Here is a 12,214-nt window from a genome sequence, read left to right as displayed (position 1 = left end):
GGTGTTCCGGAAAAAACCGAATCCCGAGGCACCTTTTCAGTTAGAAAGTGAACCGGGAATCACGCTCAAAAATGAAGAGGAATATAATCTTGAAAGCTTATTGGATGAGATTTCCATTTTTAAGCCTGATTTGATTTATGTCGCGGGTTGGAATAATAAAAAGTATCTTAAGATAGCAAGAGCATATAAGAATAAGGGAATTTCTGTAGTCACAGGAATGGACAACCACTGGAAAGGGAACTTAAAACAGCGAGTGGCTGGTATTTTAAGTCCTTGGCTGATTCGTCCCTATTTTACCGACATTTGGATTCCGGGTTCACCTCAGTTCCCTTTTGCCCAGAATTTAGGATTTGGAAATCAACATATTAAGAATGGGCTTTATTGTGCTGACGAGAATCAATTTCATTTGAATACTCCAAAATCATTTACTAAAAGTATTGTTTTTGTGGGGAGGTTGGTGGATCACAAAGGACTTTTGGAGTTGTTTTCAGTTTTAGAGGAGTTATCGGAATCAAATTTTTATGGAATGAAATTTCATTTTATCGGTAATGGTCCTCTTGCTGATCGCATTCCAGCACACCCTTCTATCAAGCATACTACTTTTGTAGATCCTGTACGTTTACCTGAATTATTACAAGCAGAAGGATTTTTAATCTTACCTAGCACCTATGAGGCTTGGGGTGTGGTAGTACATGAGGCCTTACTATCAGGACTTCCTGTGATTTCTACCTATCAATGCGGTGCAGCAATTGATTTCATTAGAAATGGGGAGAATGGTTTTTTGTTTGATGCAGATGATAAGGAACAGTTGAAAGGTATTATTGAAGAAGTTGCGGAAATGTCAGAAGAAACTTATCGTGCCTTTTCTAGTCGGGCGATAGATTCTGCTGGGAAAGTAAGCCTCGATCAATGGTCCGATACGATAAATGGCCTTGCAAGACAGTAAACGTAATATTATTATTTTCATTGATTGGTTTTTACCAGCCTATAAAGCAGGCGGTCCAATTCAATCAGTATTCAACCTAGTTCAGCAGTTACAAGATGAGTATAACTTTTTTATCGTCACTTCTAATTGGGATTTGGATGAAAAGTTGGATTTGCCTAAATCTTCACTTAATCAATGGATCGATAAAGGTGGATATCAGATTATTTATCTGGACCAAGCTCATCAGAAGAAATCTTTCTATAAAAAGCTAGTTGAAGAAAGAGAGTATCAAGTGATCTATTTGAATTCATTATTCTCTAAAAAATTCACCTTACTACCGCTGCGAGTTTTTGGAAAGGAAAATATCAAAATCGTTTTAGCCCCCAGGGGAATGTTAGGTCAAGGAGCTTTATCTATCAAGCCCTTGAAGAAAAAAATATTTTTGAAGGTCTTTCGGATGGCAGGTTGGCATAATAAAGTCACTTGGCATGCCACCGCTGAGACTGAAAAGGCTGAAATTTTAGCTAAATTCGGTTATAGCGTCAAAATTCAGGTGGCATCTAATCTTTCAAAAAACCTCACCAATGATTGGAAGATAAAAGCAAAAAAAGAGAATAAACTTAATCTTTTCTTTTTATCCAGGATTTCTTCCAAGAAAAATTTACTGGCCGCTATCAAAGCACTTGAATCAGTAAAGGAAATTTATTCAATTTGTTTTAGCATCATAGGACCCGCAGAGGACCAAGAGTATTGGGAAGCCTGCCAAGCCAAAATAGTCCAATTATCGAAGCACATCAATGTAAAGGTGCTTGGTTCACAACCGAATCATAAAATTTCTGATCTGCTATCAGATCAACATATTTTATTATTGCCAACTCAGCATGAAAACTTTGGGCATGTAATCATGGAATCTTGGCAAAATGCCTGCCCTGTGATCATTTCTGATCAAACACCATGGAGAAATTTGGAAGAAAATGGAGTCGGATGGGATATTTCACTGTCTTCACCTGAGAAGTTTGTCGAAGCAATAGAAAGGGCTGCGGCCATGAATCAGGAAGAGTACAATAAGATGAGTCAGGCTGCATTTGAATTTGCGAAGCGATTTACCGAAGATCCTGAAGTATTGGAAGCGAATAGAAAATTATTTGGTTTAAGTTAATCGGATGAAAACAGATCTATCTAGCTTCTCCAATAATGACTATCAGCCGGGTTCAGTATTAAAAAGATTGACTTGGTATTTGGTGAATCGAATTTTCATTAATACAAGCATTTTATTTCCCTCATCCTTTAAATCTTCGGTTCTGAGAATATTCGGAGCCAAAGTTGGGAAAGGCTTGGTAATCAAACCCAAAGTCAATATAAAATACCCTTGGTTTCTGGAGATTGGGGATCATGTATGGATAGGAGAGGAAGTTTGGATTGATAACCTGACACAAGTGAAAATTGAATCCAATGTCTGCATTTCGCAGGGAGCCATGCTTTTGACAGGGAATCATAATTATAAGAAATCAAGCTTTGACTTAATTACTGGTCAAATCACCTTGGAAGATGGCGTATGGATAGGAGCCAAGTCGGTGGTTTGTCCCGGAGTTACCTGTCATTCTCATTCCGTTTTAGCGGTTGGCTCAATCGCAACCCATGATTTGGAAGCTTATACCATTTACCAGGGAAATCCGGCGAAGGCTGTTCGAAAGCGTGAAATTATTTATTGAATTCTACCTTGAATCAAGAACCAAGTACAAAGAACCAAGAACTTTGAACCAAGAGCCCTTAACATTTAACGCTTAACGATTAACCCTTCGACTTCGCTCAGGGCAGGCCCTAAACCCTACGACTAAGTTCAGGGCAAGCAATTAACGATTAACATTTAACTTTTCCTTTTGAAAGTCTCTCTTATTACCGTTACCTATAATTCAGCATCTACACTGCAGCATACGATTGATAGTATTGCTGAACAGTATTATTCGAATATTGAATATATCATCGTGGATGGGAATTCTTCGGATGAAACAGTTTCGATCATTGAATCCAATTCTCATATTGTTTCGAAATGGATATCGGAACCCGACAAAGGCCTCTATGATGCGATGAATAAGGGAATCCAAATGGCAACCGGTGATATTGTAGGAATTATCAATTCGGATGATTTCTATCATCGGCCTGATGCACTATCTAGGGTGGTAGAGGGATTTTCTGACCCTGATGTAGATTGTGTATTTGCAGATATCCGATTTGTTAGCCCTGAGGACTTGGAAAAGACAGTTCGCTACTACTCCTCCAAGAGATTTAACTTAGGAGCCTTTTCATGGGGTTTTATGCCTGCACACCCTACTTTTTTCACCTACCGAAAGAATTTTGAGAAATTCGGGGGGTATAAAACGGATTATAAAATTGCGGCGGATTTTGAATTGTTGGTTCGTTTCCTTTATAAGCATCAACTGTCTTACAGATACTTGAATTTTGATTTGATGAAGATGCGATTGGGTGGTGTTAGTACCGCTTCCTTAAAAAGTACCTGGATTATCAATCAGGAGGATTTGCGGGCTTGTCGTGAAAATGGATTGAAAACCAATTATATTCGATTGTATTCCCGATATTTCCGTAAATTTTTAGAATATATTCCACTGTTGCATTGAAAAGATACTTACTGATTTTATTTCTTTTTTTCTCTATAGACCTTTTGGGGCAAAGTATCCCTGCCGGTTATCCAATCCTTGAAGAAATACAAAGAAGAAATCAATTAAGAGCTGCTGATACGATCGGTGGCTCTTTTTTGATTCGGCCCGTTCTGACCATGGATACTTTGTATAGGGTTAGCCAAGAGTTAGAATTACCCTATACAGTTGAAGGCTTGGAAATAGGGGTTTTGCCTTTTGTGAATACTACTCGAATTCTAACGGGAAGACCTTATGGTTGGGCAGATTATGGATTGATTCCTAATCCTGGATTTCAGACCTATGTTTCAGGTGGGATTCAGGCAAAGTATAAGTTTTTAAACCTAACTATTAGGCCAGAACTTGTTTTAGCACAGAATGCTGGCTTTCAAACTGGTTTGGAAGAAATGTCAGATTCGGAAATAAGAAGTAGGTTTCTTCTTTGGAATTACGGGGATAATCCTGAACGTTATGGAAATGGAGTCTATTTCCGTCCGTGGTGGGGTCAATCCAAATTGACTTTTCAATATGGAGCTTTTGAAATAGGAGGTAGTACAGAGAATCTTTGGTGGGGTCCCGGGCAATTTAATGCCTTAACTTTTTCGAATAATGCGCAAGGATTTCCACATTGGACAATCAATACCACTAAGCCAGCAAAAACTTTTCTTGGGAATATTGAACTACAGATGATTATGGGAAGATTACAAAACTCGGGTTTTGATCCTTCTCAAAATGATGAACTGAATGATCGATTCTTCAATTCTTTTTCAGGAGACTCTAGATATACCAATGCAATCACATTTACTTGGAACCCCAAATGGGTGAAAGGATTTTATTTTGGTTTTAGTCGCACATTCCAGCAGTACAATGCCAATCGTGGTAATTCCTTTTATGATTGGTTTCCCGTTTTTGAAGGCTTTCAAAAGAAAAACTTTTTTGATGATGGGAATTCTGTGGATTTTGATGCGAATGGTAGGGATCAAACGATTACCCTATTTGGGCGCTTGGTTGTCCCTCAAACAAAATCTGAACTCTATTTTGAATATGGTAGAAGAGATCATGCCTTCACTTGGAGGGAATATATCTTAAACCCAGAACATGCCAGAGCCTTTATTTTTGGTTTCAATCAATTATTTAATGTTCCTGAGTGGGGGAAATCTATTCAAGTTCGGTCGGAAATCACCCATCAACAAGAATCTATAAATAGATATGTTCGCTATAATGGCCTTACTGGTGGAATTACCTGGCATACTCACACACCTGCAAGGGGCTTCGTGAATTTCGGACAGCCTTTGGGAGTTGGGATTGGAACTGGATCAAATGTTCAGACTGTTGAAATATCCTTAGTAGAAGGAGTTGAAAAAATGGGAATCCTTTTTGAGCGCTTGGCTAATAATCAGGACTTTTATTACAAGGCCTTGCTTCAGTTTACCGAACGCAAACCCTGGGTAGATCTTTCCCTAGGCTTTTTATATGATAAGCAGTTTAAGAATCTCTTATTGAGTTCCAAGCTGCAGATTATCCATGCTCGAAACTATCAGTGGCAGCTCGATCCGGCTAGTACTCCGGACTTCCCGAAGGGGAAGAATCTGACGAGTGTGATGGGGCAGGCGTCCCTTATCTATTTCTGGAATCGAGATTAAGTTTTGACCTCAAAGGACACGAATTAATTTAAACCACAAAGGACACGAAGGGCACAGCTTGTCCCGAGCATCGGGAAAGGAGAAATAAGCTTTGTGTTCGTTGTGCTCTTGGTTGTTTTCTTTTTACTACGGATGACACAGAGGAGAGTGTAAGTAGTAAATGGTGAGTAGTAAGCGGTGATTTATTGTACCAAGTACAAAGGAGACCAAGATTTTTTCAATCAAAGGTTGGCTAATCTTTATGACCCACAAATGATGAACGACCGTGGAATAAAAACCTTAAACGTTTCCCCCAATTCCTAATTCCTCATTCATAATTCGACAAACTCAGAACTTCGAACCCCGAACGACTCAATTCGACAATTCATCGATTCCTCAGTTCCACAATTCGACAGATACCAGAATGAAGTGTAAATGGTAAGTAGTAAGTGGTGAGTTGTGAAGAACCTAGAACCAAGAATCTAGAGACAAGAATTTAGATATGACCGTCATTGCGATCCCGAGAATCGGGAGAAGCAATCTTATTGGAAAAAAAGACTGCCACGGTTCGTTCCTCACCTCGCAGTGACGATTAGCCAATTAATCAATTCCTCGATTCGAAAAATATTTACCACTAAGAGCACCAAGAGAAAATAACTTTTCTGATCTTGGTGCTCTTTGTGGTTTTATCCCTGATGTTTTTCCTGGTTTTAGCTCTTAAAAACTTGAATTCATGTCAAAGGCTTCCAGATAATCTGCTACTCGCCTTACAAACATCCCGCCTAGGGAGCCATCTACAACCCGATGGTCATAGGAGTGGGAGAGAAACATCTTATGCCGGATAGCAATAACATCGCCGGTTGGAGTCTCGACTACTGCAGGTTTTTTCACAATGGCACCCACTGCCATAATTGCGACCTGAGGCTGTGGAATAATCGGTGTTCCCATTACATTTCCGAAGGAGCCTACATTCGAGACCGTATAAGTTCCTCCAGCGAGGTCATCTCCATTCAACTTGTTGTTTCTCGCTCGGTTGGCTAGGTCGTTCACCTGCTTGGAGATACCAACTAGGTTGAGCTGATCTGCATTCTTGATCACAGGCACTATCAAATTGCCAGAAGGCAGGGCCACCGCCATACCTATGTTGATGGCTTTCTTTTTGATGATTCTATCTCCATCTACGGAGATATTGATCATTGGGAAGTCCCGGATTGCTTTTGCTATGGCCTCTATAAAGAAAGGGGTATAAGTGATAGGCTCTCCATACTTTTCCTTGTAGGCATGCTTATTTTTCTCTCTCCACAGAACAATGTTTGTCATATCTGCTTCCACGAAGGAAGTAACATGAGGAGAAATACGCTTGGAGTCTACCATTCGCTGCGCAATCATCTTACGCATTCGGTCCATCTCGATGATCTCATCAGATGCTGAAATGCTTACAGCAACCGGTTTAGGTTCTGCAATGGATGGGGCAGGAGCAGCAGCGGTTTCCTGAGCAGGAGCAGCTTTTCTATTTTTCAAATAAGAAAGCATGTCTTGCTTCGTTACTCTACCTTCCTTGCCTGTGCCTGGAATTTTAGATAATTCAGCGGCTGAGATGCCTTCTTCTTTTGCAATACTTTTCACCAGAGGGGAATAAAAGCGTCCGTCCTCGCTAGAGACGTCTGCAGAACTCACTTCAGGCTCGCTGAGAATAGATGCTGTGTTATCAGGAGCAGCAGCTACCAATTCTTCTTTTTGCGTATAACTAGGCGCGGCTGCTGGAACTTCTACCTCATCTGAAGTTTCGATGATCGCAATCGGAGCACCCACCGCGATGACATCACCCTCCTTGGCCAGGATCTTTTTCAAAATCCCCCCATGAGTAGCAGGTACCTCTGTATCGACCTTATCGGTTGCTACTTCCAGTACTGATTCATCCTGTTCGATTTCATCTCCCTCGCTTTTCAGCCAGGAAAGGATGGTTCCTTCTATGATACTTTCACCCATTTTGGGCATGAGCATTTCTACACTAGCCATTCTGGTTTTGATATTTAATTGGGTTTATAATCAAGTTTTAAAATTAAATTTTATTTACCATCCATCAAAACGGATAAGATAAAATTTTATTTGTCATATTTCTCAATGCAGATTCTTAGCAAATTCAAAACAGCAACCCCTGTCAGTTGAATATTCAGCATTCGATCTTGGGTAAGTTGGAGCTTTTTGCTTTCAACAAAGTCCTTTCCGGCACAGGCGATCCATACGGTTCCGACTGGTTTTTCTTCGCTTCCTCCATCCGGACCGGCTACTCCACTGCTCGAAATCCCAAAGTCTGCATGAAAGAGTTCTCTTACCCCTTTACTCATTTCCTGGACCGTTTGTTCGCTCACCGCTCCCCAAGTTTCCAAGGTTTTGGCGGATACGCCTAGAATTTTTTCCTTGAATTCGTTGTGGTAGGGAACGACCGCTCCTTGCAAATACTGACTACTTCCGGGCACCGTTGTAATGAGGTGGGAAATATATCCTCCCGAACAGCTTTCAGCCAAAGCTACGGTTTTCCCACTTTCTCTCAAAAGTTTCCCAATGGCTGTTTCAAGCCGTTCTTCATTGAATCCATAAACGTATTTCTGAATGCGAGGAAGTACCAGTTGGATTTGCTTTTCCACCGCTTGCTGTATCTCCTGATGCTTAGTTCCAAAGCCGGTCAAGCGTAGTTTGACATGTCCCAAAGAAGGAAGGTAGGCTAATTTAATGTTTTCAGGAAGTGCGTTTTCCCAATCATTGATCATATCTGCTAGCCAGCTTTCACCGATTCCGGCTGTTTTGATCACCTTGTGATAGATCACCGGCAATTCAAAAAGGGTGGGTAATTTGGGCAAGACAAAGTCTTTCATGAGTTTCTTCATCTCATGAGGTACACCCGGCATGGACATCCAGTAGGTTCCATTTCGCTCAAACCACATTCCGGGGGCAGTTCCCACCTCATTGGGCACGTAGGTGCAGCAGGAGGGAAGGTGACCCTGAAGTATATTTAGAGGAGTCATTTCCCGGCCTCTTCGCTTGAAAAAAGCTGTAATGGCTTCTACTGCTTCAGGAACTTCTTTGATTGGGCAGTGAAAATACTCCGCTAAAAGTGGCTTTGTTAGGTCATCTTGTGTGGGTCCCAATCCTCCCGTGATTAGGACTAAATCGGCTCGCTTTTCAGCAGCTTCGAATGCTGCCAATATATCCTCGCGCTTATCACCAACGGTGGTTTTTTGCACCACTTTTACACCCACTAGATCCAATTCCTGAGAAATCCAGTGACTGTTTGTATCTACGATTTGGCCATAAAGTAACTCATCACCGATGGCGATGATCTCGGCTTTTACCAATTGCATTTTATCTGACTTTAGCGTTTTTAAGGATTTTGGAGAAAATACGGGGGAAGAAGCGCTTTAAATACACTGCATAGGTTTCTTTTCCACCGATCAGGACTTCTTCTTTTTCTTTTCGGATAGCAGCATAGATTTCTGCTGCGCATTTTTCTGCTGGATAGCCTTTGGCTTGGGCATCGTCCATTTGGCCAAGAGGACTTCCGTCTCCAGTAAGGGCATTTACAGAAACTTGCGTGCGGATGAATCCGGGACAAATTAGCGTCACACGAATGCCATCCTTGTCATGCTCTGCTCGCAGTGTATCGAAAAAACCATGCAAGGCATGCTTGGAAGCCGCGTAGGAGGATCGATAAGGGGAAGCGAATTTTCCCACCAAACTGGTCACCACCCCAAAATGACCGGATCCCTGTTGGATAAAATAGGGTAAGATGGCCTTTGTTAGAGCCACCGTTCCAAAGAAATTCACCTCCATGAGTTTCCGGTCTACTTCTAATTGGGTTTCCGAAATCAGAGATCGTTGACTGATTCCTCCATTGTGCAAAAGGACATCCACTCGACCGAAGTAGCCTAGGGCTTCCTGCACTTTCTGATCATAGTTTGACTGATCAGATAGATCAAGAGGTAGGACTTGAATGCGTTCTGGATGCTGACAGCTTTTTTTTACTTGCTCGAGCGCTTCTTGATTTCTCGCAGAAAGAATAAGTGCATGACCTTCTTGGGAGAATTTTCTTGCGCAAGCTTCACCAATTCCAGAGGAAGCTCCTGTGATCCAAATGACGGATTGACTCATGGTCGGTCGATTTTTTCATAGTCCACAAAGGAAAAAGCAAAGCGATGCCTGCTGTCAACCGGATGATATTCCCGGAAGACTTCTTTCCAGTCTTTTGGATCAAATTCAGGGAAATAAGTGTCTCCCTCTAGTTCGGCCTCGACTTCTGTTAAGATAAGCTTGTCAGCCATAGCTATTGTCTGCGAGTATATCTCTCCACCACCAATGATAAAGAGCTCATTTACTCCTAATTTATTGCAAAAGGTAAAGGCATCTTCGATCGTGCCAAAAGTAAAATGTCCTTCAGGTACTTCAAATTTCGGGTCTCGTGTGATGACCAAATGGGTTCGGTCGGGGAGTGGTTTTCCCAGCGAAAGGAAAGTTTTTCTCCCCATTAAAATATAATGCCCGCTTGTGATCGCTTTAAATCGCTTGAAATCAGCAGGTAATCTCCAGATAAGGTCATTTTCCTTTCCGATTACATTGTTTTTTGCTTTTGCGGCTATTAGGGTAAGCTTCATCTGTATTATTTGATCGAGGCTGAATTTACCTTGATTGCTTGGTTTATAAAAATGAGAATTGATGACTAGCTAATATTAAACCCGGATTCAATGAAATTTGGTAGGTAAAGTAAAATAGCTAACTCATTTTGTTAGTATAAAGTGTGTTCTCCTTTTTCACGGAGATAGATGGAATTGAGGTATAAATAAAGGTAGTTCAGTGATAAGTTAATCAAGAGCTTATTTACCGATTTACACATCAAGATTGTCTTTTTCCGGATTTTACATTGATATTTTTTAGCCAAAAAGTATCCAAAAGGCTTTGTCGCAGCTATGCTTCCTCCCGCAAAGCCAACGCCTGGCTCGCGCCTGCCTGCCGGCAAAGGCAGGGCTGCGACGGCCCATCGCGCAAAAAAGCCCTTAGCTCTGGATATCAAGTTTATGATCAAACTGTATCGAAAAACAGCCACTTTTTCGATCTAGGAAAACTCTATTTTGGGTACTAATTCAAAATCCAGGTAAAACGAAAAAAGGCGAAGAATTTCTCTCCGCCTTTCGAATGTTTTTATATCTGTTATTCAATCCTTTCCCATGCTCTCCATGACATTTGGATATTCAGCAGTGGTAAGGGATTTGGGACTGTTTTTTTCGATTTCTATGACGGTCATATCTATCGTATCTCCTCCTGTTTCGGTGAAGCTCATTTCCATAAAATCTCCATAGGGTAAATTGGCGAATCGCTTGGCATATTTTTCTTTGGTGGCGTTTTTAAGCAATGGGCTGTCCATACTCCAAAGGGATCTGACTCCCTCAATGGGCTCTTGGGTGATCCAGTAATGTCCTTCTCCATCTTCGCTCTTGACGACGTATTCGTCACAAGTATAGCCTAAAATAGTTTTGGTATTTCCTGTTTTTTCAAAGCTCACATCATAATCCTCAACTTGCTCATCCATATCTTCATCAGCGATTTTACTCATGTCAAACTTGTAAGCAAAGCTGCTTTTTTGACCTTCATTATCCATGAATAGGACAGAGGCACTATTTTTAAAATCAAATACTATGGTCATCAGACCTTCATTTGCCTCGGGGTCACTTATCTCCATAGCTGTATACTCCTGGTCTGTCATAAGGGTCTTCATGGTGACCGGGTCTTCCGTTTTTCCTTTGGCATCGGTACTGACAATCTCCATGGTCATATACCCGGAAAACTCATAGCTATCTTCGATGTCGACAGGTTCGCCAATTCCTGCAAAAATAGATTCCATGTCCATATTGATTGGACTGGATTCATTACTTCCCCAAGCGCTGAGTTGTTTTTCGATTTGTCGCTGGACGAGCTTATTGATCTCTTCTTCTGTTTTCTTCTCCAAAGCATTTGTAGCACCTCGCTCGGCTGCCTGCTTTAGTTTTTTGAGAATCTGAGCTTCTGATGTGTAACTGGATAAAAGTAAAAATGAAACAAAAATGTAAAGTGATTTTTTCATGATCAAAGTGTTTAAATTGTTCAATAGTAGTACCTTAAATATCTTGAAAAATCAATGGAATTGAAAAAATAATTTTTGGAATCTTATAATTCTAATTTATCAATTTAAAGAAAATATTTCCCGCAGATATTCGCAGAAAAGGTCGTAGATGTTGGCTGATTGGTTTAAATAATCCGCGCAAATCAGCGCTTAAAATCTGTGTAGATCAGCGGGAGAGAAGAAAGTGTTTCCCGCAGATATTCGCAGAAAAGCTCGTTGATGATGGCTGATTGGTTTTAATAATCCGTGTAAATCAACGGTTAAAAGCTGAACAAATCAGAGTGAGAAAAGAAAACATCACCCCTAGAAAGAGGAACAGGTCGCCATTGAATTAATGGAATCATAAGCAATTTTTTATGTTTAAATTTTTGTGATTAAAATAATTTATTTCTAAGCATTACGTTCAAAAATTTTCAATTTTTACTATTTTAGGATATGCATGAAAATGAAATAACCTATCAGATCCGTGGAGCAATTTTTAAGGTCTATAATACACTTGGCCCGGGGCTTTTAGAATCAAGTTATGAGGCGGCTTTAGCCTATGAGTTAATTAATTTAGGTTTAAATGTTCGGCAACAAGTTGGATTGCCTATGGTTTATGAAAAATTGAAAATGGATGTTGGCTATCGAATTGATTTGTTGGTTGAGAATAAAGTAATTGTAGAGGTTAAATCTGTAGAAAACCTGGCTGAAGTACATTTTAAGCAACTTATTACTTATTTAAGGTTATCAAACCTGAAAGTTGGTCTATTAGTGAATTTCAATTCAGAAAATATTTCAAATTCAATTCATAGAAAAGTTAATGATTTTCATGAATGAGGTTGTTTTATCCTCGCAAATCAGCGCTTAAAATCTGTGTAGA

At 40.4% G+C, this 12,214-nt stretch carries 11 protein-coding genes; 6 read left to right on the top strand and 5 right to left on the bottom strand.

Translation table 11 applies throughout. The features are described from left to right. Positions 1 to 100 precede the first annotated feature (100 nt). The 5 genes from CDH51_RS02965 to CDH51_RS02945 all read left to right on the top strand — a co-directional run bounded on the left by CDH51_RS02965 (position 101) and on the right by CDH51_RS02945 (position 5,222). On the top strand, positions 101 to 946 hold the full coding sequence (locus CDH51_RS02965) for a glycosyltransferase (RefSeq protein ID WP_198514250.1): 846 nt from the start codon (positions 101 to 103) through the stop codon (positions 944 to 946). Further along, positions 927 to 2,084: a glycosyltransferase gene (locus CDH51_RS02960; protein WP_100627180.1), complete on the top strand. Its 1,158-nt coding sequence runs from the start codon at positions 927 to 929 to the stop codon at positions 2,082 to 2,084. Before CDH51_RS02965 ends, CDH51_RS02960 begins: the two co-directional genes overlap by 20 nt. A 4-nt stretch (positions 2,085 to 2,088) precedes the next feature. After that, a complete protein-coding gene (locus CDH51_RS02955; protein ID WP_100627179.1) occupies positions 2,089 to 2,637 on the top strand; it encodes a WcaF family extracellular polysaccharide biosynthesis acetyltransferase in 549 nt (182 codons plus the stop codon). A 168-nt stretch (positions 2,638 to 2,805) separates the two neighbouring features. Beyond that, complete coding sequence (locus tag CDH51_RS02950; protein ID WP_100627178.1) at positions 2,806 to 3,561, top strand: glycosyltransferase family 2 protein; 756 nt, start codon at positions 2,806 to 2,808, stop codon at positions 3,559 to 3,561. After that, complete coding sequence (locus CDH51_RS02945; protein WP_100627177.1) at positions 3,558 to 5,222, top strand: capsule assembly Wzi family protein; 1,665 nt, start codon at positions 3,558 to 3,560, stop codon at positions 5,220 to 5,222. The genes CDH51_RS02950 and CDH51_RS02945 overlap by 4 nt, the downstream gene beginning before the upstream one ends. Positions 5,223 to 5,918: 696 nt before the next feature. On the opposite strand, the gene CDH51_RS02940 is transcribed toward CDH51_RS02945, so the two are convergent. The 5 genes from CDH51_RS02940 to CDH51_RS02915 all read right to left on the bottom strand — a co-directional run bounded on the left by CDH51_RS02940 (position 5,919) and on the right by CDH51_RS02915 (position 11,313). After that, on the bottom strand, positions 5,919 to 7,220 hold the full coding sequence (locus CDH51_RS02940) for a dihydrolipoamide acetyltransferase family protein (RefSeq protein ID WP_100627176.1): 1,302 nt from the start codon (positions 7,218 to 7,220) through the stop codon (positions 5,919 to 5,921). Positions 7,221 to 7,306: 86 nt separating this feature from the next. Next, complete coding sequence (locus CDH51_RS02935; protein WP_100627175.1) at positions 7,307 to 8,563, bottom strand: competence/damage-inducible protein A; 1,257 nt, start codon at positions 8,561 to 8,563, stop codon at positions 7,307 to 7,309. 1 nt (position 8,564) lies between these two features. Then, a complete protein-coding gene (locus tag CDH51_RS02930; RefSeq protein WP_100627174.1) occupies positions 8,565 to 9,350 on the bottom strand; it encodes an SDR family oxidoreductase in 786 nt (261 codons plus the stop codon). Then, positions 9,347 to 9,850, bottom strand: a complete 504-nt coding sequence (locus CDH51_RS02925; protein ID WP_100627173.1) for a dihydrofolate reductase — start codon at positions 9,848 to 9,850, stop codon at positions 9,347 to 9,349. Before CDH51_RS02925 ends, CDH51_RS02930 begins: the two co-directional genes overlap by 4 nt. Positions 9,851 to 10,407: 557 nt before the next feature. Next, positions 10,408 to 11,313 (bottom strand): DUF4412 domain-containing protein, encoded by a 906-nt coding sequence (locus CDH51_RS02915; protein WP_100627171.1) that lies wholly within the window; start codon positions 11,311 to 11,313, stop codon positions 10,408 to 10,410. A 474-nt stretch (positions 11,314 to 11,787) separates the two neighbouring features. Here CDH51_RS02915 and CDH51_RS02910 point away from each other — a divergent pair, with 474 nt between their 5' ends. Further along, on the top strand, positions 11,788 to 12,171 hold the full coding sequence (locus CDH51_RS02910; RefSeq protein ID WP_100627170.1) for a GxxExxY protein: 384 nt from the start codon (positions 11,788 to 11,790) through the stop codon (positions 12,169 to 12,171). The last annotated feature ends 43 nt before the right edge of the window (positions 12,172 to 12,214 follow it).

The sequence above is a fragment of the Algoriphagus formosus genome (assembly GCF_002807035.1).
In the GTDB taxonomy this organism is placed as follows: domain Bacteria; phylum Bacteroidota; class Bacteroidia; order Cytophagales; family Cyclobacteriaceae; genus Algoriphagus; species Algoriphagus formosus.
This window is presented reverse-complemented; position numbering and strand designations above follow the sequence as displayed.

Excerpts from the sequence above, each read along its gene's own strand:
- CDH51_RS02960 (WP_100627180.1), top strand. The coding sequence starts at position 927 with ATGGCCTTGCAAGACAGTAAACGTAATATTATTATTTTCATTGATTGG.
- CDH51_RS02910 (WP_100627170.1), top strand. The coding sequence starts at position 11,788 with ATGCATGAAAATGAAATAACCTATCAGATCCGTGGAGCAATTTTTAAG.
- CDH51_RS02925 (WP_100627173.1), bottom strand. The coding sequence starts at position 9,850 with ATGAAGCTTACCCTAATAGCCGCAAAAGCAAAAAACAATGTAATCGGA.
- CDH51_RS02930 (WP_100627174.1), bottom strand. The coding sequence starts at position 9,350 with ATGAGTCAATCCGTCATTTGGATCACAGGAGCTTCCTCTGGAATTGGT.
- CDH51_RS02955 (WP_100627179.1), top strand. The coding sequence starts at position 2,089 with ATGAAAACAGATCTATCTAGCTTCTCCAATAATGACTATCAGCCGGGT.
- CDH51_RS02940 (WP_100627176.1), bottom strand. The coding sequence starts at position 7,220 with ATGGCTAGTGTAGAAATGCTCATGCCCAAAATGGGTGAAAGTATCATA.
- CDH51_RS02915 (WP_100627171.1), bottom strand. The coding sequence starts at position 11,313 with ATGAAAAAATCACTTTACATTTTTGTTTCATTTTTACTTTTATCCAGT.
- CDH51_RS02935 (WP_100627175.1), bottom strand. The coding sequence starts at position 8,563 with ATGCAATTGGTAAAAGCCGAGATCATCGCCATCGGTGATGAGTTACTT.